Origin of the sequence: Nocardia sp. NPDC050378 (genome assembly GCF_040655675.1) — a bacterium.
Classification (GTDB): domain Bacteria; phylum Actinomycetota; class Actinomycetes; order Mycobacteriales; family Mycobacteriaceae; genus Nocardia; species Nocardia coubleae.
Genome location: NZ_JBFAKI010000024.1, coordinates 24,917 through 50,262 on the forward strand (window position 1 = coordinate 24,917; position 25,346 = coordinate 50,262).

Annotated in this window: 16 protein-coding genes, 3 pseudogenes and 3 CRISPR repeat arrays; of the genes and pseudogenes, 10 read left to right on the top strand and 9 right to left on the bottom strand. The window is 63.7% G+C overall.

The window, feature by feature from the left end; genetic code table 11:
• Positions 1–713 precede the first annotated feature (713 nt).
• Positions 714–1,076: a hypothetical protein gene (locus AB0I35_RS30450; protein ID WP_357399767.1), complete on the top strand. Its 363-nt coding sequence runs from the start codon at positions 714–716 to the stop codon at positions 1,074–1,076.
• Between the two features lie 17 nt (positions 1,077–1,093).
• Here the strand turns inward: AB0I35_RS30450 and AB0I35_RS30455 are convergent, their stop codons facing one another.
• The 4 genes from AB0I35_RS30455 to AB0I35_RS30470 are packed head-to-tail and all read right to left on the bottom strand — an operon-like array spanning position 1,094 to position 3,790.
• The gene (locus AB0I35_RS30455) at positions 1,094–1,615 is read right to left on the bottom strand and encodes a hypothetical protein (RefSeq protein ID WP_357399768.1); all 522 of its coding nucleotides are present in this window, start codon (positions 1,613–1,615) and stop codon (positions 1,094–1,096) included.
• A 17-nt stretch (positions 1,616–1,632) separates the two neighbouring features.
• Positions 1,633–3,102, bottom strand: coding sequence for a hypothetical protein (locus AB0I35_RS30460; protein ID WP_357399769.1), 1,470 nt, complete (start codon positions 3,100–3,102; stop codon positions 1,633–1,635).
• Between the two features lie 32 nt (positions 3,103–3,134).
• The gene (locus AB0I35_RS30465) at positions 3,135–3,428 is read right to left on the bottom strand and encodes a WXG100 family type VII secretion target (RefSeq protein WP_357399770.1); all 294 of its coding nucleotides are present in this window, start codon (positions 3,426–3,428) and stop codon (positions 3,135–3,137) included.
• Between the two features lie 11 nt (positions 3,429–3,439).
• Positions 3,440–3,790 (bottom strand): WXG100 family type VII secretion target, encoded by a 351-nt coding sequence (locus AB0I35_RS30470; protein WP_357399771.1) that lies wholly within the window; start codon positions 3,788–3,790, stop codon positions 3,440–3,442.
• Between the two features lie 266 nt (positions 3,791–4,056).
• Positions 4,057–4,451: direct repeats of the CRISPR family, unit length 29 nt; unit sequence GGGCTCATCCCCGCTCGCGCGGGGAGCAC.
• Positions 4,452–4,786: 335 nt separating this feature from the next.
• Between AB0I35_RS30470 and AB0I35_RS30475 the strand changes: the two genes are divergently transcribed.
• The gene (locus AB0I35_RS30475) at positions 4,787–6,007 is read left to right on the top strand and encodes a VWA domain-containing protein (protein ID WP_357399772.1); all 1,221 of its coding nucleotides are present in this window, start codon (positions 4,787–4,789) and stop codon (positions 6,005–6,007) included.
• Between the two features lie 1,030 nt (positions 6,008–7,037).
• Positions 7,038–8,775: a CRISPR direct-repeat array (repeat unit 28 nt; unit sequence GGCTCATCCCCGCTCGCGCGGGGAGCAC).
• A gap of 160 nt (positions 8,776–8,935) precedes the next feature.
• Positions 8,936–9,589 carry a hypothetical protein gene (locus AB0I35_RS30480; RefSeq protein ID WP_357399773.1) on the top strand — a complete coding sequence of 218 codons (654 nt, stop codon included), beginning with the start codon at positions 8,936–8,938 and terminating at the stop codon, positions 9,587–9,589.
• A 502-nt stretch (positions 9,590–10,091) separates the two neighbouring features.
• Here the strand turns inward: AB0I35_RS30480 and AB0I35_RS30485 are convergent.
• Together AB0I35_RS30485 and AB0I35_RS30490 are read right to left on the bottom strand one after the other, a co-directional pair.
• Entirely contained in the window at positions 10,092–11,030 is a 939-nt protein-coding gene (locus AB0I35_RS30485) for an endonuclease/exonuclease/phosphatase family protein (RefSeq protein ID WP_357399774.1), read from the bottom strand.
• Positions 11,031–11,205: 175 nt separating this feature from the next.
• Positions 11,206–12,884: a CRISPR direct-repeat array (repeat unit 29 nt; unit sequence GGGCTCATCCCCGCTCGCGCGGGGAGCAC).
• A 1,312-nt stretch (positions 12,885–14,196) separates the two neighbouring features.
• Positions 14,197–14,355, bottom strand: coding sequence for a transposase (locus AB0I35_RS30490; RefSeq protein ID WP_357399775.1), 159 nt, complete (start codon positions 14,353–14,355; stop codon positions 14,197–14,199).
• A gap of 606 nt (positions 14,356–14,961) precedes the next feature.
• Between AB0I35_RS30490 and AB0I35_RS30495 the strand changes: the two genes are divergently transcribed.
• Together AB0I35_RS30495 and AB0I35_RS30500 are read left to right on the top strand one after the other, a co-directional pair.
• Complete coding sequence (locus AB0I35_RS30495; protein ID WP_357399776.1) at positions 14,962–15,891, top strand: hypothetical protein; 930 nt, start codon at positions 14,962–14,964, stop codon at positions 15,889–15,891.
• 377 nt (positions 15,892–16,268) lie between these two features.
• Positions 16,269–17,099, top strand: coding sequence for an abortive infection family protein (locus AB0I35_RS30500; protein ID WP_357399777.1), 831 nt, complete (start codon positions 16,269–16,271; stop codon positions 17,097–17,099).
• Positions 17,100–19,057: 1,958 nt separating this feature from the next.
• Here the strand turns inward: AB0I35_RS30500 and AB0I35_RS30505 are convergent.
• Entirely contained in the window at positions 19,058–19,660 is a 603-nt protein-coding gene (locus AB0I35_RS30505) for a helix-turn-helix domain-containing protein (protein WP_357399778.1), read from the bottom strand.
• Positions 19,661–19,788: 128 nt separating this feature from the next.
• Here AB0I35_RS30505 and AB0I35_RS30510 point away from each other — a divergent pair, with 128 nt between their 5' ends.
• Positions 19,789–20,865, top strand: a complete 1,077-nt coding sequence (locus tag AB0I35_RS30510; protein WP_357399779.1) for a dihydrodipicolinate reductase — start codon at positions 19,789–19,791, stop codon at positions 20,863–20,865.
• 100 nt (positions 20,866–20,965) lie between these two features.
• On the opposite strand, the pseudogene AB0I35_RS30515 reads toward AB0I35_RS30510, so the two are convergent.
• Positions 20,966–21,432 (bottom strand): annotated as a pseudogene (locus tag AB0I35_RS30515) (Tn3 family transposase); the annotation flags it as partial.
• A gap of 87 nt (positions 21,433–21,519) precedes the next feature.
• On the opposite strand from AB0I35_RS30515, the pseudogene AB0I35_RS30520 reads away from it, so the two are divergent.
• Both AB0I35_RS30520 and AB0I35_RS30525 read left to right on the top strand, forming a co-directional pair.
• Positions 21,520–21,833 (top strand): annotated as a pseudogene (locus AB0I35_RS30520) (EthD family reductase).
• A gap of 53 nt (positions 21,834–21,886) precedes the next feature.
• A pseudogene (locus AB0I35_RS30525) lies at positions 21,887–22,254 on the top strand (phenylacetic acid degradation protein PaaD).
• A gap of 156 nt (positions 22,255–22,410) precedes the next feature.
• Here AB0I35_RS30525 and AB0I35_RS30530 read toward each other — a convergent pair.
• Positions 22,411–22,800: a cupin domain-containing protein gene (locus AB0I35_RS30530; RefSeq protein WP_357399780.1), complete on the bottom strand. Its 390-nt coding sequence runs from the start codon at positions 22,798–22,800 to the stop codon at positions 22,411–22,413.
• 363 nt (positions 22,801–23,163) lie between these two features.
• Between AB0I35_RS30530 and AB0I35_RS30535 the strand changes: the two genes are divergently transcribed.
• Positions 23,164–23,436, top strand: coding sequence for an excisionase family DNA-binding protein (locus AB0I35_RS30535; RefSeq protein ID WP_357399806.1), 273 nt, complete (start codon positions 23,164–23,166; stop codon positions 23,434–23,436).
• A gap of 557 nt (positions 23,437–23,993) precedes the next feature.
• Entirely contained in the window at positions 23,994–25,340 is a 1,347-nt protein-coding gene (locus AB0I35_RS30540) for an NtaA/DmoA family FMN-dependent monooxygenase (protein ID WP_357399781.1), read from the top strand.
• Positions 25,341–25,346 lie beyond the last annotated feature (6 nt).

The following is a 25,346-nucleotide window of genomic DNA, read 5'->3' on the forward strand; positions in this document are numbered from 1 at the left end:
CAGGAGTCAACTGAACCGGGGGCAATCCCGCGGAGGTTTGCCCGAGCGCGCGGCAAACATAGGTGATGGCGCAGTCTCCGGCGGCTGCTGGCAGATCCGTGAGACGGCGATCGCCACGTTCGCCGGCCAGTTCCGAATGCTTAAGCTGCTCGAATTGGCTTGGTGACAAGTCTGGGTGAACAGCATGCGTTGCCCGTGGTGGTCCGGCTGGCTGTCGATCCCTGCGCAGTCATCGAGGTTACGGGCTGGAGTGGAACCGGCGCATTCGCGCGCACTGCGCAGCGCGATCGCCGGCTCGTCGAGCGAGACACCCGCGCCCGCCCGAGCGGATCAGCCGTCTGCGTAGCAGCTCGGTCGCGAGATCAAGGAGGGCCGGCAACGAACAAGGTCACAATACCTTTTCAGGATCATCTGTCGGCTCGCCAGTTGTCCACTGCTGAACGCGACCTGTAGAGCCAGCATCGAGCCGTCGATGCGCCCGAGCAGCAGTACCCTCCCACATGCGCTGTGACAGTCAACCCGCACCGCACACCGAATTCCGGCAATTGGCTTCGGGGCGCTCGGGGTAGGGCTCAACAGCCCCCAACCAAGGGCGTGGATGATCATCTCGACATACGCACCCGCTTCGTCGCGTTCAACGCAGGTGTGGGGCAACGACCGAACCCAGCCGCCCCGGTTACGGATTCCTTCCGGAGAACGCAGATTTCGCGTCGGTGTGCGCCGAGGAGAACCTGATCTTCGTCGGGCCGTCGCCGGAGACGATGACCGCGCTGGCCGACAAGGCGGTGACCCGGGCGCTGATGAGCGCGGCAAAACCGTCACCAAGGTCACGGGCCTGGCGATACCGGCACCGCATCAGATGTCCCACGTCAAGCCGCCATCAACTGCCAATCGGTGGCCAGCTTCGCTCCACAGTAACCCCGACCGCCGGGTCTGGCGAAGTAGCCGTTACTAATTGGCGCCCCACTGCCCGTTATGACGCGATGAAACCATACCCAGAATCGATGACATCACTGACCGCTGTGGCGGAGTCGGGGAAGATTACTAGATACTCATCAACCATGCGCAGCCGATGAGACAGTCAAGTCGCGAGTCAGCGGTACCCATCCCAAGTACCTCGTCCCGGCCGACCCAGCTCCACCCACTGCGTGTAAGTGGCCTGAGCGCGATCAAATATCCAAGTCAGCTCGGTTCCGGTCTTGCGACTTCGCACGAAACCCATTTGCGTGCGCGGGTTGTAAAATCCGGAAGAGTATTCCGTGTCGACAACCGTGGCCGGGCTGGTCTTGGGAGGTTGAGGCGGCAGCGCGACCCACTTTCCCTCGAAGTTGCGCACAAAGGTCTCACCGATGAAGTACATGAATCGGCTACCCAGTTTGTAGTTCTCCTCAGTCCATGGACTGGAGTCAGCGAACCGGCGGAGAATCTCTTGCTCGGCAATAACCAAACCTTCGCGGGTGTACTCATAACCGCTGAGCTCAGGCACATCGAAAACCGTGAATTCTATTTCCATCGCAGCCTCCTGCATGAGCAGCCAGCTACGAAACTGCTCATCATTCTGCAACGCCTTGAATTCCGGCGTTTCCCGAACACCAACGTCCGACTTCTTACCCATTACGAGGCAAGTCCTTTCTATAGATAGTTGATGGTCAGGCGATCGCCGTAAATCGATTTCAACCGGTCGAGCGCCCTCTGGTCGCTGGGCGACAGGTCACTCTTGAGATTATAGGTCACCCGGTAACCTTGCTCGAGCGCGCCTTCGTCTTTGGCTAGTTGCTCCGTATCCAGCCGACCACTCTTGTTTTCCACCAGCTCATCAGGTTCGCCATCTTCATTGTAGTGGACGAAATCATAGCGTCGCCCGTCGACTCCTTCAACATGCCGCTGGGCGGCCCACCCCTCCTCAGGTGTGTAGTCCATGATTTCAGCAACCTTTTGATCCCATTCGGAACCGTTTCCGGTATTTTCCATGAGCTGGTCGTACAGGCGACTCCACTCTTCCATAGTTTTACATCCCCCACGACGGAGGTGGCAGGTTTCCAGATATCGTTCCCATGCCTCCTGTTTCCAATTGGGAAACGTAATCTGCATCTTCCGCTCGCCCGAGTCCTTGTCGATGTCTACCTTTACAACAGGCTTTTGAACGGTTTTGGACATCAACTGAATGGCAGTGTTGCTCAGCTTCACGAGAGCAAAGGTCGACCTAGCCATCCTGACAATCGCGATCAAGAGCTCGATCGATGTTCGTATTCGGTTTGCACAGGAGGTGATTCGAGTAGCGGTGATGACGCCGGCAGCGACATCGGACCCACCGACGGTAACGACGGTTCCCAGGACGCCAACGCCGAGCGTTATGGTCGCCTCTGCGAGGAACTGGTGACAGGCATCCTCCATGGACTGGCGTTGTTTGACGATCTGCTCACCGAATGTGGTAGCGGCAGAAGCCAGTGTGTTCGCGTCGGATGCGGCCATCCCGGAAGGCCCCAGGACGCCCTCGACGTACTCATCGTAAAGTTTGCGCGCGTCTTCGGAATCCCGGTCACCGGGCTCGCGACCGACCTTCCGTACCGCGTCAGTCTGTTCCTGGACGACTGTGGCGATAGCCTTCAGAGATGCTCCGACATTCTTCAGCTTCTCGTCGTTTCCAGTGGGCAGAGGAATGCCTATTTGTTCGACTAGTCCCGCGATATCGGTGATGAGCGGATCACCGGTCGCACCGATCGAGGTCGGCATGTTCCCGTATGACCGCCGTTGGTCGGCGTTCTGGGGCGGCCCGGTAGGCGGCTGCGGAACCGCCCCCACCCGATTATTCGCTACCCACTCCACGTATAGTTGGTTGACACCCGCATAGTAAGCACGGTTGCTGATTGCCCCGTATGCGTCCGCCAGTTGACAAACTGCGGGGAGGAAACGGTTGAATGCGGTATCCCACTCCTTGCCCCATACTTGACCGACTTGCTCATCGCTTCCGGCCATTCCTGAACCATTGTATTCGAGGTTCTCGGCGTGATTGTCGATGACCTCACGAATCTTCCCCGATGCGGTGTCAGCGACGACCGCGAATTCGAAGAAATTGAACCAACTGTAATGGGCGATAGCCATGCGTCCCTCAAGTCGACTGATGTCACGACACGTCAGCCGAACATCTGGTTATTCGCGTCCAACGACGCTTGGTAGGCGGTCCGCGCATTCTTCAAGCGGGTGCGGATCTGATCCAATGCTTCGACGGCAGCAGCCGCTTTTGTCGCCCAAGCAGTATGCCGTGTGAAATAGGCATCGGCGGCCGCACCCGTCCAGCGCTCGGGAGTCGAGTTGACGAGACTTTCAATGGTAGTCAACTGGTCTTTCGCGAAGCCAACGAACCCCTCTAGCCTTCGCTCAACGGTCTCCAACATCTCCAAGTCGACTGCGTAACCATCCTGACTCACCTCAGGGCTCCCTAAAGATCTAGCGAGAACTGGACCGCGGAGATATCGCCCGCGTGAGTCCGGTCGGAGTCTACAAGGGTGTCGACCACCGTCGGGACCGCGGCCATGATCGTGGACGCCTCGGCTATCAGCTGCTCGAAGGACGTGCGGGCCTCCTGATAGACGGTGCGGAAACTATCCGCAGCTTGTCCAATCCATCCGTCCGCCAGCAACTCCTCGATGTCGCCCACGACCGAGCGAAGTCCGGCCTCCAGCGACTGATTGATGCCGTTCAACGAGTTCGTGGCTGTCGCGATCGCGGCACCATCGACTAGAAACTCATCCCCTGACAACGCTCCCCCTCCGGGAATCAAGATGCTCACTACAACGCTGAAGCCCCACACCCCGCAAGCCCTTACGAGGCTACGACCAGAATACGGTCCCTACCAGACTTTACCTCCACACGGAGCGCTCACGGCGGCCGCGCGGGGAAGGGATCGAACACAGCAGAAAGTCTGAGTGACCAACGAAGTTCCTCCCGCGCGGCAGGCCGCAGCGAGTGTTTCGCCAGGGCCCCTCAGGCGCCGACGACGAGACAGGGCAGTCCATTCTCGAGGACCATCCAACACCAGCCGCCCCATTCAATCCGTGGCTCATCCCCGCTCGCGCGGGGAGCACCTTGTATCCCTTCGCCAGCCATTCGACGGCTTGGGCTCATCCCCGCTCGCGCGGGGAGCACTCGGTGGACCTGCCCGGTTCGCTGCCTGCCCGGGGCTCATCCCCGCTCGCGCGGGGAGCACTCTCCCTCGGCATCAAAGCCATCGTCGGCCCGGGGCTCATCCCCGCTCGCGCGGGGAGCACTCCAACCTCGCCATCAGCCTGGTGGTCATGGTGGGCTCATCCCCGCTCGCGCGGGGAGCACGTAGGCACTCACTTTGCCCTTCCCTTCCTGGGGGGCTCATCCCCGCTCGCGCGGGGAGCACCCAGACCCTCCGGAGTGCGCGAGTAGCGAGAGGGGCTCATCCCCGCTCGCGCGGGTAGCACACTAATTGACCTGCAGCTTTGCACGGCATTCGGTCGATTGTCATTCACTTTCGGCCGGACTCCCTGCGGATCAACGACACCCATGACGCACATTCCGGTCATCTGCACAATACTGCCCGCGTCACAGCCAGATCGTGCTTGCCCTTCCCAAGGCCTGCCGCTGGCACAACACTCCATCCGAGGCCCGTTACCCAGCGCCGAGACAAGATTGACAGTGGTTCGACGAACACCGCGTCTCGAATTGATAAGTGGCATAACATCATCCCCGCCGCCCGCCGCGGAGGCCCTCTGGCCACAGCAATGGTCCCAAGAATGTCGTCGAAGGGTAGGTCCCCGTGCCTGCAACGCTCCTGCGAAAAGGTGAGAACGCTGCCCTAGCAACAGGCCAGTGCTTGTGTACCGTTGCGCCCGCAGGCACACCTGCTGACGTCTCCGCACTCCTCGTTGCTGCTGACGGAAAAGTCCGCACGGACAACGACCTGGTGTTCTACAACCACCCGTCCCAGGACGGGGTTTCGGTGTCCGGCATGACTGTCACGGCCGAACTGTCACGTGTCCCCCGCGACGTTGACAAGATCATCATCGTCGCAAGCGCAGACCCATTGCACCCCGGGGCGGTGTTCACCGCTGCTCCGTTGCTGACCCTGAAGCCGGCAACGGCCCCTGAACTGGAGTTCAAAGCGCCGGATTTCACTGCGGGTGAGACCGTAGTTCTACTCGCCGAGATCTACCGTCGCGGCGACAGTTGGAAGGTGCGAGCCGTAGGTCAAGGCTACTCCTCCGGTCTCGCCGGCCTCGCCACCGATTTCGGCGTAACCGTCGACGACAACCCGTCGTCCACCCCACCACCCACGCGCGGAGCAACTCAACCGGCACCATCCTCGGTAGAGCTGACGAAGGTCGCGAACCAAGCTCCGGCGTTGTTGGCACCCGCCCGCCAAGCAGGACAAGTTCTTTCCCGCAGCGGACTCACCAGCTACCGTGCCGCCGTCTACCTCGTCCTCGATCACGACTACGACATGAAAGATCTGTACGAGTCGTTCGCAATTCAAGCATTCGCCGAGCGCGTACTCGCCCTTTCAGTGAATCTCGATGACGACGGCGTCGTTCCGGTGATCTTCTCCGGCGAACAGGAACCGTTCCTCGAAGAGATCAGCCTGACCAACTACCGCGGAAAGATCGGCCAACTCCACACCCAAGTCGACTGGGGCTGGGGCAACGTCACCCAGGCAATGCGCCGAATCGTCAACCACTATCAGGAATCGGGAAGCTCGGACCCGGTCTTCGCGATCGTCCAAGTCGGTAGCGAACCCTACGACAAGGCCGAGATCCGCTCCCTGCTACAGAACACAGCCTCCCTGGGCGTATTCTGGCTCTTCGTCGGATTCGGCCGCGGAAAGCTCGCATTCTACAAGAACCTCAACGCCTCGACATCGGCCACCTTCACCAACGTGGCCTTCTATGATGCGGGCAAAAACCCGGGCGCAGTCCCAGGAGAACAGTTCTACGCAGGACTTGTAGAGGCATTCGGAGTGTGGGCTCAGCGACATGCGTAGCACCCGACCGCGACCAGCATCGATCAACGGTACCAACACCAGGCCGCTCCGTAGACATCCCTAGACCATCGTAAAGGGGCAACTCCCTCTCCTCATGAACACGCAACGCGTATCCGCGCCGAGCAGGCCAGCAAGCTCGTCCCCGCTCACCGAGGAGGCTCTTGCAAGGTAGGGGCAGCGTACCGGTTCATTTCTCCTCACAGCGCGAGCACTACCACGACATCACAAGAACCGAGCCCGACGGCAACTGCCGCAGCCGTGAACCGCATCCAAAATGCTCGCTCCACGCTCGATGCGGCCTCCCAACCACAGGAAGTAGCAACCAACACTGCAGCAGGCCCCAGGTTAGAACGACCGGCGGCATCCCGTTCGGGATGACGGTTGCCTACCGACGCCACCACACACCCAGCACTCCGCTGGCGTCAGCTGAAATATTACGACCTCGAATGCCATGCAAACCCGCGCGTCGACGAGGACTACCCGACATCCACGACACCTATGCGAATACTGCAGTCGACACTGCGATGTCGCAGCAGCGAGCACACTTTCAGCGACAACGCCTACGTCGAGAGCTTCGACCTTTTCCTCTGCCATGCGGCGCTTCACGATCGGCCAGCGCAGCCCCGATCCTGGCACCGGTGTCACCTCCGGGCGAACTTGATGAGGATCGCAGCTAGACCAGCCAGCCTGCAGCGTAGGCCGCAGCTCGAAGGGGGTGCCAGTTGTCGATAAGTAGGAAAGTGCCGAGGACTGCGAGACCAGCGAGCAGGAGTGTGATCCGCACGGGATAAATACTTTCAGCGGGTGGGTGGGTGGTACAACGCGAAAATAGTCTCAGCCCGCAGATGATTCGGACTCGTCCCCGAACGGCCGCAAGGACTCCGTGATCCCTCCTGTGCCCGCACACATTCCAGGCGACCTGCTCGCAAAGCGATCACGTGACCGCCTGGGCAGTCTACTTCCCAACGAGGGCTCATCGGCGCACGCCTGATGAGCGCACAGACGACTGCACCCTCATGCCGTCAGCCGCGGGCTGATCCCCGCTCGCACGGGGAGCACTCAAATCCTCGGCCGACTGCCGACTGTTGCCGAGGGCTCATCCCCGCTCGCGCGGAGAGCACTCGCGGCCGGGCTCGTAGACGCCGTGGTTTTCCGGCTCATCCTCGCTCGCGCGGGGAGCACGCGGCGGGTTTGGTTGGTAACGGTTGGTATGGGGGCTCATCCCCGCTTGCGCGGGGAGCACCGGATGCTCGGCCGGACCCCGCAGTCGCGACCGGGCTCATCCCCGCTCGCGCGGGGAGCACTCGTCCGAGGTCGCCGAGCCAGTAGGCGATGCGGGCTCATCCTCGCTCGCGCGGGGAGCACGCAAAGCCGTTTGCCGCGACCTGCTGCCAGAAGGGCTCATCCCCGCTCACGCGGGGAGCACGTCACCACGCGGGCCCTCAATTTCGCCACCGTGGGCTCATCCCCGCTCGCGCGGGGAGCACGCGGCAACCATGGCCGGTGGGGATGACCGCGTGGGGCTCATCCCCGCTCGCGCGGGGAGCACTGGCTGGTAGTCGAGCTGTGGTGTCCACGCGAGGGCCCATCCCCGCTCGCGCGGGGAGCACCCGCGGCCAGTAGCTGTTCCGGGAGCTGCCAGCGGCTCATCCCCGCTCGCGCGGGGAGCACGTCTCGACGCGGATGTGCTCACGCAGGCCGTTGGGCTCATCCCCGCTCGCGCGGGAAGCACGTCCGGTGGCCGTGGCGTGCTGCGGCCCGCACGGGCTCATCCCCGCTCGCGCGGGGAGCACACCATCAAGGTCAAGGAGTACGCCGGGCGGCTGGGCTCATCCCCGCTCGCGCGGGGAGCACGCGCCCGCACGGGTGGCGGGTGAGCTGTGGGAGGGCTCATCCCCGCTCGCGCGGGGAGCACAACCACAGCGGGTCACCGTCGAGGGGTTGCCAGGGCTCATCCCCGCTCGCGCGGGGAGCACGAAGCTGACTGGTGCGATCCAACCCAGCTGACGGGCTCATCCCCGCTCGCGCGGGGAGCACGAGGAAGCGCACAGCCGTCTCCTGCCCAACCTGGGCTCATCCCCGCTCGCGCGGGGAGCACGTCGCGCCGTACACGGCGTCGATGATCTCTTTGGGCTCATCCCCGCTCGCGCGGGGAGCACCGCTTCCGCGCCCGGTAGCGCATCCGGGGGAAGGGCTCATCCCCGCTCGCGCGGGGAGCACTGTCTCCGTGGGGGGTGTCGGCGCGACGGTTGGGGCTCATCCCCGCTCGCGCAGGGAGCACATTTTCACGACGACCAGCAGCGAGGGCCGCACGGGCTCATCCCCGCTCGCGCGGGGAGCACCTGCACATCCCCGAGGACGAGGTGCCTGGCAAGGGCTCATCCCCGCTCGCGCGGGGAGCACCACTCCCGTTCTCTGGGAGTTCGTGATCGATGGGGCTCATCCCCGCTCGCGCGGGGAGCACTGCGGCCCTGTCAGCTCGACAGTCACCGTCCCGGGCTCATCCCCGCTCGCGCGGGGAGCACGACCTCTGCGCGTTCACCGTGACCGGCGAGGAGGGCTCATCCCCGCTCGCGCGGGGAGCACGCCCGCCACGAAATCGACTCCGTACGTGAGGAGGGCTCATCCCCGCTCGCGCGGGGAGCACATCCCCCAGGTGCACCAGGGCGATCTCGCCAAGGGCTCATCCCCGCTCGCGCGGGGAGCACCACAGACCGGCGTTGGCGAAGTGGCCCGCAGCGGCTCATCCCCGCTCGCGCGGGGAGCACACTAATTGACCTGCAGCTTTGTACGGCATTCGGCCGATTTTCATTCACTTTCGGCCGGACTCCCTGTTGATCAACGGCGCCCGTGACGCGCATTGCGGTCATCTTCACAATACTGCCAGTGTCATAGCCAGATCGTGGTTGCCCTTCGCCAAGGCCTGCCGTGGGCGCACCACCCCGTCCAGAGGCACGTTATCCAGCGCCGGGGCAGGATTGGCAGTGGTTCGACGAATCCCGCGTCTGCGGCGCGCAGGTATCGACGATCGCGGTTTTCAGCTCGAAAGTGGTGCCGCAGAGGAGCACTGGCACCGCCGCGAGCGCGGACTACCTGAACTGGGTAGATCCGGCTCAGATCGTGTCCACACCAGATCACGAACGATGGGTTCGTTCGATCGCGGTAGAACCGACTCGGCGCACTCTGACCGAGGCATGTGTCGCACTCCACCAGGCCAAGACTCCGGCAGAACTGGAAGCGTGGATCGACCGGCGCTGGATCGGCGGCACGACGCAGCTCGTGGAGCTCGGCCGCGTCGAGGGGCCGGGCGGTCCCATCTACCGCGTCGGTGACGACTGCACCCACCGCGCACACTTCGCCCGTATCTTCGGGTTGCCGCTTCTGGCCGCGGGGCGCACCAGTCCCCTGCCGCAGCCGCTGCTGGTGTTCGACCGCCCGGAATGCGAGGGCGGCCCACTTGGTCGGTGGGCATCGCTATGGCGCGGAATGCAAGAACTGGGATTACTCGATGTCGACGAACACCCGGAGTCCGGCATAGGATGTGCACACCGACGCGGATCTGCGCAGAGTGGATGCTCATGAGCCCACCGCGCGCCACTGCAGTGAACTGCGCCTACGCCCGGGCGTATCCGCAGGCCCTCGCGCGAGCCACCGGCCTGTCCGACGACGAGCTGTTCGATCCCGACCGATGGGCCAGGAAAATCCTCGGCCCCCACAGCCGCGATCGTGGAGAGCACGATGGTCCACCCTCACCGAACGAGCCCGCGCCGAGCTCACATCATGAACTGCCCGTGCCGCCACAGTGCTTGTGAGCCTTGGCGTTTCTTCCAGTCTCGGAGCTGGGAACCGGCACCGACCAGCTCCGATGAGACATCCCCAGGCTTGCACCTTCGAAATCCGCGATTGCGTACACGAACATCTCGGGCTCGTTCTGAGCTAGCCACAAACCCTATGGTGGCCCGCCCGAACGTTGTTGTCCCGGCATACGTCTCACATCGTGATGACCCCTCACGGTCATGATTGAGGCACACGAAGGCTTAGCCGGGCAGCCAGGTTCACGCCGACGTCGGCGGGCTTCGGGAGGTCAGGCGTTGATGCGGAATTCGGCCCAGAGTGGGTAGTGGTCGGAGATGCGGTAGGAGATCTGGGTTCGGGTGAGGTCGGGGTAGCAGTGTGGGAGGAAGTCGAAGTGGCCCGCTCGCTGGGTGTAGGTGAGGTCGGTGAGCAGGCTGTGATCCTCGAGGGTGCTGAACCAGGCGATCTGGTCGTAGTAGTTGGTGGTGTTGTCGTTGCCGAAGATTGTGCGGTCGACGGTGTCGAGTTCGGTGGGTGCCCAGAGCCCGGTCGATACGAAGGCGTCGAAGAGCGGGTTGCCGAGCCGGTCGAGATTGAAATCACCCAGGACCAGCAGGTTGTCGTTCCAGTCGTTGGGTCGGTCGTTCCAGTCGCGCATCCAGTGGGCGAAGGCTGTGATCTCGGGCAGCCGCTGATGGGGGTTGGCGCCCCAGAGGATGTGGACGGTGGTGAGGATGAACTCGATTCCGGCGCGGGTGAAGCTCGCGGCGTAGGGGGTGCGGACGAACTGTTGGGTGGGGTCGCCAGCGGCGGGCGGGAGCACGATCTCGCCGACGAGTCCGGAGGGCTGGACTCGGGTGGTGTTGTAGAGGTAGGCGAGTCGTTCACCGTTGCCGTCGTTGTCGCCTTCGGTGACGTCGGAGACGATCGCCCGCCAGTCCGGGCCGAGTTGGGTGAGCAGGAAGCGCAGGGCGGTGGTGTTGCGTTGGACTTCTTGCACAGCGCAGATGTCGAAGGCGGCGATGATCGCCGCGATCAATGTGGTTGCGCGCCAATCACGTTTAGGTGAGTCGGTGGTGGCGGCGTCCCAGGACGCAGTGAGGTTGCCGAACTCACGCAGGTTCCAGGTGCCGATAATCACGTTCGAGTCCATGCGGGCGGGCACGACCGCATCGACTGCGGTACGGAGTCGGCTGGCTTGTTTACTGACATCGGCCGGAATTGCCATAGCGTAATTGCATCACAGGCCGCGATGATCGCCGATTGCTTCAGATCGAATCGAAGATATCGAGGCGGTCCGACTTGGCGAACGCCAGGTGGAAGGTGAATATCCCACGGTGGAACTGGCCCCGGCTTGGAACGGTTGTGAGCTCTACTCGTACGATCTCAAAGCGTTAGCCTTTGGGCTCATCCCCGCTCGCGCGGGGAGCACCGGCGCGTGTTCGTGAACAGCATGTCCGACCTGGGCTCATCCCCGCTCGCGCGGGGAGCACTTCCCGCTGCACGCGCTCAAGCCGGTGCCGCAGGGCTCATCCCCGCTCGCGCGGGGAGCACTTGGTGATCGCCAGCGCCGCAGTGCCCGACGGGGGCTCATCCCCGCTCGCGCGGGGAGCACGCATCTATCACCGGCGGCCCGCGCCGGATCGTGGGCTCATCCCCGCTCGCGCGGGGAGCACGAGCAACACGTGATGCGGGTCGCCCGGCTCCGGGGCTCATCTTCGCTCGCGCGGGGAGCACGCCGCGATCGAGCGGGCCCAGTGGTGGGCCGAGGGCTCATCCCCGCTCGCGCGGGGAGCACGTGGCCCTTGACCTCCTTGTACAACTCACGCAGGGCTCATCCCCGCTCGCGCGGGGAGCACGCCAACGACAACCCCGCGACCTGGCGCCGGTTGGCCTCATCCCCGCTCGCGCGGGGAGCACTACTTCCCGGCCGTCTGGCGCTTCTGTTCGCGGGGCTCATCCCCGCTCGCGCGGGGAGCACATCGTCGACCGGATGAAGTCGTAATCAGTGACGGGCTCATCCCCGCTCGCGCGGGGAGCACAGCCACTCGGCTTCCTGCGCGGGGGTCTTCGCGGGCTCATCCCCGCTCGCGCGGGGAGCACGATTGCAGGCGGTACAGACGTGGTGGAGCTGTGGGCTCATCCCCGCTCGCGCGGGGAGCACGCGTCTCGCGCTGGACCACATCACCGTCCTGCGGGCTCATCCCCGCTCGCGCGGGGAGCACTTGGCAGATTTGAGGCGCGTTTCTGGAGCGGGGTTGGGCTCATCCCCGCTTGCGCGGGGAGCACGCGTTCGACTCCAGCTCGGGTCTGCTCGCTGAGGGCTCATCCCCGCTCGCGCGGGGAGCACGCAGGGTCGGTACCGACCCTGCCGACCCTGGGGGGCTCATCCCCGCTCGCGCGGGGAGCACCACGACTACATCGACGCCATGACCGGCGAGCAGGGCTCATCCCCGCTCGCGCGGGGAGCACAAGATCGGCTTCAGCGTATTTTCCCAGGCGTCGGGCTCATCCCCGCTCGCGCGGGGAGCACAATCCGACGTTCTTCCAGCCGTTCGCGTACTGGGGCTCATCCCCGCTCGCGCGGGGAGCACTCTGGAAGTAGGGCCTACTGATTCGCAGGCGTGGGCTCATCCCCGCTCGCGCGGGGAGCACGCGGCAATGACCGAAACCAAACGCCCCAACCTGGGCTCATCCCCGCTCGCGCGGGGAGCACATGATCGCCTGATGCAGGGCGGGCAGGATCTTGGGCTCATCCCCGCTCGCGCGGGGAGCACTTGTCCCGACCCAACGTGTTGATGAGCTGCCCGGGCTCATCCCCGCTCGCGCGGGGAGCACACCACGTCGCCCTTTTCCATCGAGCGCAGCTTGGGCTCATCCCCGCTCGCGCGGGGAGCACGCGAAGGCCATTTTCGAGACGATCCGCGACATGGGCTCATCCCCGCTCGCGCGGGGAGCACGTTCCACAGGTCATCAGGAACACGGAAATTTCGGGCTCATCCCCGCTCGCGCGGGGAGCACGTTCACACAGCCCACGGTGCCACACGAGGCCAGGGCTCATCCCCGCTCGCGCGGGGAGCACACTAATTGACCTGCGCGTTTGCAGGCCAACCAGCCGAATTTCATTCACTTTCGACCGCTCCGAAGCCGAAATCACCAACAAGACAGACCAGCATCCGGTTTCACATACACACCACCTCATCACGCGACCTCAGCAGCCACCGTCATACCGCAGTGCCACAGCACCCTAGCCGTCCATCGGGCAGCATGCCGGTGCATCGTCACGACACCGACCGAGCACGGGCGCACTTGACGACTTCTCGAAACCGCACCAAAGCCGCGGCCGCAGCACTCGACCCAACACACATTAATCACACAGAAATAACCGGAAACAGCGGGAAACGATGGGAAGTAACCAGGATACGGCGCACGCCGAAGCTCTGCTCTACCAGTACTTTTGGGTACTTTCCGGTAGCTTCGGGTCGACGTGAACCGTCGTCAGGTGGGCGCAGGTTCAAATCCTGTCAGCCCGACAGGTAAAACCCTCCCTGAAGTGGGTCGGAGGGGTCTTTATGTTTCCGAGGATTTGACGTGGTTTGCCCGAATCACACAGAGATCCCACATTCATTGCTTGAACCGACCGGGTAGACGACCCTCTGGGCCCGATTGCGTCTGCTCGGGCACTTCCGTGCCCGACGGAGGCTGTGGCGTGGCACAGACCACAAACTTGCAGCTCCAGGTCCCCAGGCCTAGTTCCGCGAGGTTCCCCAGATTTCGACAACGCGCTTCACGAGCCGCCAAGCACGTGCCGATTCGTTCGGGACCTGCGGGTGGCGACGGTGCGGGTAGGGGTCTGCGGTCCCCGCCCCACACCGTCACGGTGATGGTAGTCAGTTCTGTTGTGCCCCAACATCTTCTGTGATCTTTACTACCCAGATAGAGAAGCCCGCTCGCTCAGCGGAAAGGGTCGCCGACCCGCCGCCGACGCAACGCCTGCCGAGTCGAGGGATGCGAATATGCCCGGTGCGCGATCACCGTCTCGGGCCGCATCCGTGGTCGGCGCGACCCGCGCGAGCCACCGGATACCGTCGAGCAGCGGCAGCAATTGCGGGTTGTCACCGGCCTGGCCTGGGGTGAGCAGCACCTGGATCGGCAGACGCAGCCATCGACGGCGAGGAGATCTTGGTGCTCAGCCCACCTCGGGACCGGCCGAGGACTTCTGCGTTGACCACAACGGAACCCCCTATTCCGGGCACCGGCAGCATGCTGATGGGCCCGCACGATCGTGGAATCAACACTGACGATCCACTCGACCTCAACGATCGAGTCTCTTTGACGATCACCTGTCGAGGATCTTCTGCCATATCCCGTCCGCGGTCCGCATCCGGAGTCGTTCATGGGCGGTTTCCCGCGGTCCGTACCGTTCGGGCAGGCAGGTTACGCCACGATGTGCCCGTCCGCAGCTTCCACAGGATCGCATTGATCACCTGCCGGTGATCACGCCAGCGTCGACCACGCCCCGATACCGACAGCATGGGCACGATCCGAGCCATGCACGATCTGTCAACTCGCCACGTCGAACCACGAAATCCAGCTAACACCAACCAGCACAACGATCACCGGACAGGCCCTAGGCGGTGAGCATGCTGCCTCTCGGCCGGTGAGTCGTGTCCGACGTCGCTCTTGATTGCGAATGATCGGACCGCGGTACTGGCCGCAGCCCTGAGGCGCCGCGCAGCCTTGGTGGTGCCGAACCATCGGGCGCGCCAGCGACTAATCGCGGCGTTGCAGCCCGCCGTTCGCGGCGGGCGTGCCTCCAGCACGACGGTTTGATCCGGCCAGCCGCCCGATGCCGCCGTTGCCCCAAGTTGCCTGGCTCGAAATTCACAACACAAGCTGTTGTATCGCCGGATGCTGTCACCCCCCACATATACGATTGAGATGTCGCCGGAAGCAGCTTCGGCGACAGGGAGTTATCCCACCGTTATCGCCGAGGCGCCCTGCCGGAGCGGAACACCAGCAGGACGACCTAGGACGTGTCTTTGGCCAGACCTTCCGATGGTAGGCCACCTCGCATCCGCCGGCGCGGCGGGTGCGAGAGCGCTCGCCTGCACGTTCCATCCGCACAGGTGCCTCGGCCTTATGAAGGAGATGCGCGGATGCATCTGACAACCGAAGGCGCCGGGCTCGACTCGAGCCAGGTCGACGCCATCGAGGCCGGGTTGAATGCTATTGGCGCCGCCGAGGACAGCGTCGAGGTCATCGTCACCGACAACCTCGTCGACAAGGTCCGCGGACTCACGGGTGACCCCGACTACGGCGCTGACCGCGGCGCGGGCGTGGTAGGCGCCAAGACGATCCCCACCGCCGAGGACTCGGTCATCGTGCTCAATGCGCCGGAGTTCCGCCGTCGTGGCGCCGCCGACCTCGAGCGCATCCTCGCCCACGAGGGCGGCCATGTACTGCTGAACCGGCGAGGCGAGACGCTGACGGGGCGCCGGCATCTGGCCGGGCGCCCGCAGTGGCGGTGGCATCTGCTCTGCGTCGGCGCCCTGGCGCTCGACGAGTACCGCATCGAGCGCGCCCTCGCCGAACTCGGGTACCCCACGCCGGAGTCGTGCGATCTCGATCATTTCGAGCCGACGATGGTCGCGGTCAACGAGATTCTCAACGCCTGCGTCGATCCCCGCAGCCAGAATCCGCAGTTCTTCATGGAACAGGTGATCCGCACCCAGGACTGGCTGTCGAAGTACCTCGCCTACGCGGCCCCGTTCTTCCCCGACGGTCCTCCGCAGGCGCAGGCGCGCGGGCATGCCCGCGCGAACTGGAACGACTATGTCGGCGAGCACTGGCATGAGCGCGCGACGCTGTATGCCACGGTGCCCTCGGCGCGTGAGCCGATGGCCAACCCGCAGTTCGACGCCGTGTTGCGCCGCGGCCTTGACCTGGAAATCGCGTTGCTGAAGCAGCTCGGGTTCGAATTCACCACCCAGGGCGAGCACTACTGCTTCTGGCGGCGCGGCACCGACGCGCTGTGGGCGCGCCGGGATGCCCGGTTGCGGCAGGCGTTGGACGGCGACGCCGCCTAGCTGGTGCCGGTCCGAGTCGGCCAGGCGCACAGTCGGACTCGAGGCTCCGGACTGTGGCTGTACCCGACTGCTGTTGTCGGTCACCAGGTCGTGACCCAATCATGGCTCCGCCGCCTGGCCGGTGGGGATCCAGCTGTCGCTGTTCGCCGCCCCTCCACCGGCTGCGGCCGCCATCGGCGAGTCACGAGGAGCAGGTAGGCGAACCTCCGGTTGACGCATTGAGTGCTCGCGCGTCCTCTCGGGTAGCTGCCGAACTGACCGCACTACCCACGCCCGAACAGACTCTGGCTCCTTTGCCGCTCCCGATCGACGCCGAGGTACGTCGGTCACGGAAATAACGGGTGTCGCCTCGCGCCGCCATGGGCCAGACTTTCAGGGTGGAAGACGATTGGGACGAGCTGCAGGAGTGGACTCCTGACGCCGACGACGTGCACGAAGCGGTCGATCTGATCGATCAGTTGTGCGGTGCCTTGATCGCGGAGAGCACCAAGGGGGGTGATGGCAACCCGCGTGCTTACCGCAAGAACCACAGCGAACTGGCGAAGATCTTGCGTCCACTAGGGATTCGCCACCCCTTCCCTTGGCAAAACCTACATGAAGGCGATGCGTTCGCTCGGGGAAGCTACGTCAGCTACAACGAGCGAAGAGAACTCTTCATGGCTCGTGCCGAGCAGGTCAAGGGGCTTCTTGCGACCAGAATCAACGACGACGCTGCCGGTGATGTAACCGCAGCCGTGCACGGGCTACTGATTGCATCCGAAGAGCTGATCGCGCCGACCGCGCTCCGGAAAGAACTCCAACGCATGGAGTCCAGCCTGTCGAGCGATCCGAGCGCAGTTATCGGCAAATCGAAGAACCTTATCGAAGCGACCGCGAAAGCCGTCTTGGCCGAACTCGGCCAGCCTTACAGGAACGCTAATTTCATCACGCAAGCGAAGGGCGCGATGAAGGCGCTCGGAATCGACCCCGAGACCACAACCGGATATGAACACGAACTCGCCATCGTGGCCGCCAGCCTGACCGAACTCACCACCGCTCTGCGAAATCTACGCAATCAGGCCGGTGACGCCCACGGATACGGCGACGACAAATTCCCAGTGGGGCTCGACCTCCGCTACGGTCGCCTCGCCGCTCGTTCCGCGATTGCCTGGGCGGCATTCATGCTCGACACATTGCATGACCGACAGCACGGTCGAACAGCGACCTGAACTTGGCCTGCCCAACCCGCATTCCCAGGCGGAGCGTTCCGGCTTGCATCATTTCTAGCGGCCTAAAGAAATACCTGTTTCACACATCCGATGAAGCATTTGGCCGCCGGCAAATAGTCTCCATCCGTGTTACAATTGAAGGTAGGGATTGCGATTCTGAACAGTGCCATGCATTAACAAGAAAGGAGTTGTTTATGATTGAGTATACCAAATCAGGACAGAGAACGCCGTGACAGTCGCCGCGAGATAATGGATATCGTTCGATCTATTCTTATTAAGATTATAGTCGAAATTGCTTTCCAATTTATCGGCTGATTGTTCCGCAAAAGTCCAGGGTCGGCATCACCCCGCAGGGTGTTGATGCCGCCCCTGGCGCTGTATTGACCCCGAAACGACGCTGAGAAGACCTCCGGGCGCGATACCGTCTCAGCTGCGCCCAGCCTCGTCGATCGACTCACGCCCACCTCGCTTACAGGATCGGCCGATTGGGCTCCAACGAAATTGGCGGATTCGGCAAGCCCAGTTTCCATGCCACAGCATGCCGGTCGCCGTGATTCTCATAACGGCGACGAGTGCCGCGGCGGTGGCTTGCGTGCGGGGCCGACACCCCGCGAGCAGCAGAAGCGGCTGTCTGGGCGAGGGAACATCCCCACGGGTGCGGGGCCGACAACAGCGTGCCCTTGTCCTCGCCCTTGCTGGTCGGAACATCCCCACGGGTGCGGGGCCGACACTTCTTCACCTGCATGTTTTCGAGAAACCCGCCCCGTTTTCATCAGTGTTCTCTGTCCTGCCACTCGGCGGACACGTGGCTTATCGAGCCGCGGTTTCACGTCGATCGAAACGAGCCGCCGCGATAACAGCGGTGTCGACAACGACCACCCTTCATCAGGACTCGCGCGAGCGACCGGTTCGCAGACAGACACCGACGGTGAGCTCGCATGGGTGCCTGAGCATGCGTGCAATGTCATTCACTGCACCTCGCATGGTCCCACAAGGGTCCGACTGTCTTCTGGCCCAGATCTCCGAGGCGCTATGCGCTCACGAGGCCTCTTCCGCCCCGGCGCAGTACACACCAGGTTCAAATGCATGCGTCGGACTTGCCACCTTGTGGTGGTGAACCACCCGGACCGGATGGCCGATCTGAGATGCCCTGCCACATTGTCCGGCATCTTGGACTGCGCTGAACCGGTCCAGGGCTACAATCGGCTGCGGCAGCGGAAATTTCGCTATGCTAGTCCGCCGTCGGTGATCCTGCGATTTGTATTCGATCGCACTCGATCACACATTTGTTGAATTCTGATCAACAATCTGTGTTCAAGTCCCCTCTCGCGCACAAATCGGTGACTTGCTGGTCAGATTTCGACTTCTGTGTGTTCGAGTGCACTCGCACGCGAAGGAGTTGAGCTGCGCACGCCTCTGACCTGCGCAAACATACTAGCTCGAGTGACCATCTGGTCACTTTTCGCCCCGCTTGATCGTAGGAGAGCCGGGCGCGGCCGGCGTCGGGGCACAGATCACGCTCAGCAAGGTACTTGCCAGGCCCTGGCCGGCGGCGGGTGAGGAAGACCGGCCCGCGGGTGCGGTCACGATTCAGCCGGGGCAGCAGCCGCCTGGGGCCGCGTCCCAGTACACGTTCTCGAGGACGTGCTCGTCGTGGCCGCGCAGGGTGCGCGCCGGCGGGGTTGTGCGGAGTCAGGATCACCTTCGCGACCATCGAGACCCGCCTTCCGGCTTGCCACCGGATAACGGGGCCGCCTCGTGTACGCGCCGGAGTGGGTCCCCCGCAGGTCCAGTCCAACGATACGGATAATGGCCCGTTATCCGGGATGATCGGGATCTCGACGGCGGGGCTATTTCAGCACGGTGTGCGGGATTTCGGACGTTGATCGATGAGATCCATTCGATGAGAGACCCGAGCGAGGTTCGTACCGATACGGCGTGCTCGGCCTCAGGGTGGACTACAGCCAGTCGTTCTCGATCATCGCCAGACGTAGCTCGCTGTCGACTGTGTTGGGCAGTGAGTCCATGTCCCCGGCGGAGTCCGAAATCCATCTGCGGAAGACGTCCTCGCTTACTGCGAGTCCGATAGTGACCACGATTCGAGGAAGTGGGCTCGTATCGAGGTCAACGCCCAACCGTGCCGCGGCGATACGGCGGAGTTCGGCTTGCGAGGCATGGCTGACCAGCCGGACACGGTCGAGGAGGTGAGGAGCTGTCCGCACTGCTCGCAGCCAGGTTCGGAACATGCCCGGCGAGGGAGCGGTCATGGCCTCGACGGTCGCCTGTATGAAGGCCTCGGCAACGCTTTCGGTTGCGGGCCGCGCGGCGAACGCAGGCACCATCCCCGAGATTTCTTCGAGCAACGGGTCTATGAGTAGGGCTTCTTTCGTCGTCGCGACGCGCAGCACCGTGCTGCGTGACACTCCCGCGGCTGCTGCCACATCGTCGACGGTCACCGCGTCGAAGCCCTGGTCGGCAAACAGGCCGATCGCCACGCGATAGAGGTCGTTGCGTAGTTGCTGGCGCTGGCGTGCTCGCAGCGATACCTGCGGCTTCGTCATCTGTGTTTTCCTCCCGCTCGCTGCCGTGGACGATGCATCTAATGATACCCGATCTCCTATTGATACTGAGTGTCACAACTTGCTAGGGTCGAATCGGCCACGAACTTCCAACGGGAGCAAACGAAGCAATGACGATAAAAGTGATCCAATGGGCAACCGGCTCGGTCGGACGCGAGTCGGTCGACTGCATACTCGACCACCCCGATCTGGAGCTGGTCGGGTGCTGGGTCCACTCGGCGGAGAAGACCGGCAAAGACGTCGGCGAGGTCCTGGGAATCCCGGCGACGGGTGTCATCACGACCAACAGCCTCGACGAGATCTGCGCCATCGACGCCGATGCGGTGATGTACAGCCCGCTGGTCCCAAATCCCAAAGAGGTCAGCGCCCTCCTGCGGTCGGGCAAGAACGTGGTCACTCCGGTCGGATGGTTCTACCCCGACGACGAGCAGACCCGACGGATGAACGAGGCGTGCGAAGCTGCAGGAGTCACGCTGCACGGCACGGGAATGGACCCGGGCGCCATCACCGAGGTGTTTCCCCTGATCATGTCGGCGATGTCGAAGAACGTGACTTTCGTGCGAGGCGAGGAAATCTCCGATATCAGGGGCTATGGCTCCCCGGACGTGGTCCGCGACATCATGATGTTCGGCGGCACGCCCGAAGAGGCGGTCGGCGGTCCGATGCTCGACCTCCTCGACTCCGGCTACCGACAGTCACTCAATATGATCACCGACGCCCTCGGAATCAAGCGCGAAGGAATCCGCATCGAACGCCTTCTCGAGACTGCCGTTGCCACCGCACCCATCGAATCGCCGATCGGCACCATCGAGCCCGGCCATGTTGCCGGGCAGCGCTTCTATTGGGACGCCTACGTCGGTCACGCCAAGGTCGCGCGGGTCGGCGTGACCTGGTTGATGGGCGAGGAGAACCTCGAACCGGCCTGGGACTTCGGCGAGCAGGGCGAGCGGTTCGACATCGAGGTGCGCGGCACGCCGGACACTGTGTTCGCGGTGAGTAGTTGGCACCCCGAGACCAACCACGAGGGTCTCGACAGAAACCTTGGAATCATCGCAACCGCAGCTCACTGCGTTAACGCGATCCCAGTAGTCGTCGAGGCAGCCCCAGGAGTGCAGACTTCGCTGGACCTACCGATGATCACCGGCCGCGCGCATAAGGACTTGATCGCCGCGGCTGCACAGCCGTAAACGGTCTCCGCACCATTCATCGAGGTCATGTTCCTGCACAAACACATATCTCACGACCAGCTGGTCGCCTACCTGATCACCGCTACGTGTGTAGCGGTGATCAGAACAGAGTGTCGCCGACCCGCAGCGGCCGGTAGCCGGTCGGTCCGAGCTGGGCGAGTTCACCCTCGACATCGACTTCGATCGCGCCGAAGAAGTTGACGTTGGCGCTGTGGGCCGGGCTGATACGGGCTAGGCGTCCTCGTCGACGCGGCGCCTGGACCGGCGCACCTGCTCGACGGCGAGCCCGTAGTACTCGGTGGTCCAGGTGATCGCGGCGTTGGTGGCCAGGGTCAGACGCCACGCCTGTTCGGGCTGGCGCGAGATCCTGCGCCGGTAGTCCGGATCGGAGAGGTACTTCGCGGCGTAGATCGTGCGCCGCAACGCCCTGTACTCCTTCGATGCCGCAGCCAGGGTGTTCTGCCGCCCCGAGGCCGAGAGCTTGCCGACCAACAGCGAGGCGGTGGCGTGCCCGAACTTCAACGACCCGGCCAGCCGCAGCAGGTCGTTGCAGTGCTCGGCAACAAGTGCCTGGGACGCGGTCGTCACCAACCAACAGAACGACCCCGTCGCCACCTACGACGTCCTGACCCTCGTCGCCAAGGGAGAACAGTCATGAGCACCCGCATCTCGATTTGCTCTGGAAAGCCCACCGACATGGCCGCGTTCGACCAGCACTACACCAACGTGCACATCCCGCTCGCGAGCAAGGTCCCTGGACTGCTCTCCTACACCTGGGGCAAGGCTCGCTCAATCGATGGCTCCGACCTCCCTTCTACGCCGTGGCAGCCCTGTACTTCGCCGACGCGGCTGCCCTGCAGGCCGGGCTCGAATCTCCCGAGATGGCCGCCGCCGGAAAGGACGTGCGCAACTTCGCCACCGGCAGGGTGACGATGTACATCACCGACGAGCAGACGGTCGGACCGTGACCTCGACAGCAGGCGAGCGCCTGGGTCCCCGCGATGTCTGCGCCGCACGGGCCATGTTCGACGCCGACATCGCGTCACGTGCGCTCGGCATCGAACTCCTGAAACTCGGTGACGGATACGCACACACCTCGATCACCGTCGCGGACGGTATGGTCAACGGCCACAGCATCACTCACGGCGGCTATGCTCCTCGCCGATGCCACCTTCGCCCTGCCTGCAACAGCCATCCCGATCCCGCAGTCGCTGGTCGCGCCGACATCCGACACCTCCGTCCAACTCACGCCGGGGATCTGCTCGTCGCCTCCGCTTCCGAAGATTGCGCTACGGCCGCAACGGCTTCTATGACGGGACAATCACCTGCGGCAACGTCGTAGCCGCGGAATTTCGGAGCGACCGTCGCGTCATCTCACTGCCCACCTGACCAACGAGCCGTATCGAAAATGAGAAAGACTGCATGCTCGTTGCACCGGCATCACTGTGCCTCGCTCAGAGTCAACGGGAACTCCGGCAAAGAGCTCCAAGTTGCCAACCACCAGCCCGTGGCGGTCTGTATCCGAGTAAACACCAGATACTGTCCTCAGGTACCGCGACGGAGAGCACGAAGCCATTGATGTTCAATCGCTCGTCGATGGTTTTGAACCACGGTGATCCAAACAACTGACCAGGGCCTCTTAGCCCGCGCCGTGCTGGCCGAATCGACCGACCCACAGGGCTCAGCTCTCTTCGGCTCCGGGCTGGTGTAAGCGACGACGAGCACCTTCGATACGCCAGTACTGTGCCGCCGGATACGATGCGGCACGCTGGCGTCGAAATACGCGCCGTCCCCGACGCCGAGTACCGCCAACACCCCGCCGTGCTCCAGTTCGACCTCGCCGTCGAGGACGAAGACATTCCCGTCACGTCGACACGCGACATCCTTGGCGCGCCTTTGCCGATCTATGTTGAGATGGGAAGAGTCGCTGACCACATACAAAGTTGGTGCGTCATGTCCTCTTCCAATTCCTCACCGTCGCCTCAACGCGCCGGTTCGAGTGGCACTTATCCTCACGTGACTACGAGCGGTGAAACATGGCTCAGCACTGCTGAACTCGCCGCGAGCTTGAACGTCCCGGTCATAACCTTGATGGCGTGGGCGATCCGAGGTCCCGGGCTGCGGCATGCCCGGATGGGACGCTATCGACTCGGGGGACGCCCACGCCTTGGATGACCAACCTTTCGTTGATGGCGGCAGCAGTCTTATGCCTGACGAGACTCACAGCCACATTGGGTTGGTGCACAATGCCACGGCGTAGCCCGCAGAGGACTGCGACCCCAAAGCCACTACGTATCCATCAAGTTCGCCGCCGAGCGAGCTGGCGTCAGCAGAGACACCATCAGACGGATAATCGCGGACGGGACGCTTGCCGCCTACAGGTTTCGCGGTCAGATCCGGATCGCACTAGAAGAAACGCAGCGATGTGGCCGATCAACTGATGTTGCCAGCCGCGGCCCCGCCGTACGGACAGGGCGGCAAGCAGTACGCGGTGATGCAAATCACAAGTCAGCAGCGCTGACGCACGTCTTCAAGGGCAGGTTCGGTGGCATTCACGCGCTCACAACGTAGCACCATTGCACGTATATTGCACGAAAAGTGCAGACCATCGCCCAAAAGGCGTTGGCCTGCACTTCCACGGCGGTCCTAGCCGGTTTCGAGCCAGCAGACTCGCGACACCGCCCTTACCGCGAATAGTCACCACTTGACCCGCGCGTTTCCCGCCACAGCCGCCGAGCAGCAGCGTGCTCGGCTCAGCACGGTCGGGTTCAAGCTTGTCTCGTCGTTTGTTGCGCAGGCACGCGAGGAGTGCCTCGCGGTTCGGGAAGTGGCGGTGGCGAGGGTGGTCCCCTGGCAGACTCTCGAGCGCCGCTCCAGCGTGGGCGTTGCCGACCTGTGTCGAGGACGACATCTCGGCTGCCTCGGGGATCCTGGCTCGGTCCCTGACTGCATCCGACCTGGTCTTATTCGCGTCGGTGGCCGCGTACTGATCGATTTCATAAGTCCTCCACCGCGGTGCCATACGGAGGATGGCTCCGTTTTTTGGAATATGGAGGGGTCCTCCGCATCTTGTAACCGGATGGGCCGCTGCGTGTGTGGCCGTTGATGCCGCGACTGTAGGAGGACGAATGGCCGATCGCGCGATGGTGTTGGGAGTGGCGCTGGGGGAGAACTATGGCGTACACCCCGGTGCTTGGCGTATGCCGGAGGTGGACCCCGGTGCCTACACCGATATCGAGGCGTCTGTGCGGACGGCACGGACAGCCGAGCGTGGCGGGCTCGACTTCGCCTTCTATCCCGACCGGGTCTTCCTGCACGGCGGCTTCCGGGACGGGCCGCCGATGTTCCCGATGGAGCCGCTGATGGTGCTCGCCGCAGTCGCCCATGCCACCCGGCGCATCGGCCTGGTCGCCTCGGCCTCGACCTCCTTCAACGAGCCCTACACCCTGGCTCGTCAGCTCCGCGCCTTGGACGTGATCAGCAGGGGGCGAGCCGGGTGGAATGCGATCCCCAGCTTCGAACCGGAGGCCTTTGCGAACTACGGACGCCGGCCGCTGGAGCGGGCGGAGAAGTACGAGCGACTCCACGAGGTCATCCAGATCGTCCAGGCGCTGTGGGGTAGCTGGGAACGGGAGGCCGGCGCGCCGGACCAGGCCACCGGCGTGTTCGCCGACGCTGCCCATATCCGTCCGATCAACCTGGCGGGGCGCCACGTCGGCTCGCGTGGACCGATCCAGATCCCGCCCTCGGAGCAGGGACAGCCGGTGATCTTCATGCCGTCGGCCAGCGGAATGGGTCTGCAGGCGGCGGGCATGTACAGCAACGGCATCATCGCGATGCCGGACACCCAGGAGGAGAGCCGCGCCCAGCGCGACATGATCCGGTCCCTGGCCGCGGCTTCCGGTCGCAGCCCCGACGAGGTGAAGTTCCTGCCGTTCATCGGCTTCGGGCTCGGGGCCACCCAGCGTGAAGCCCTGGATCGTCGCCGGGTCCTGGAGGAGAAGGCCGGTCTCGGGTCACGTCTGGCGCACCTGTCCGCGATCCTCGGTGTGCGCCTGGATCCGGAGCGAGCCGATACGCCCCTGGCCGACTCCCAGATCGCTGCTCTGCGCCCGCACCCCGGTATGCCGCGGGCTGTTCGTGCGGTAGAGCTGGCAAGTGCGGGCTGGTCACCGCTCGACATCCTCGCCCACGGTGTCCTCGACACCAATCCCGGCGTCGTCGGAACTCCCGAGCAGGCCGCCGACTTGATGCAGGAATGGATCGAGGCCGACGTCTGCGATGGCTTCACCCTGGTGGTGGACAACCTGCACGACGGCCTCGACGCTTTCGTCGATCAGGTCGTCCCGATCCTGCGCCGACGCGGGCTGCGACCGCCCGGCTACCAGGGTGCCACCCTGCGCGAACACCTCGGCCTGGCCGAGCAGCTCGGCGTCGATCCGCGCCTGGCGACCACCTCACCGACCGCCAACTGAAAGGTC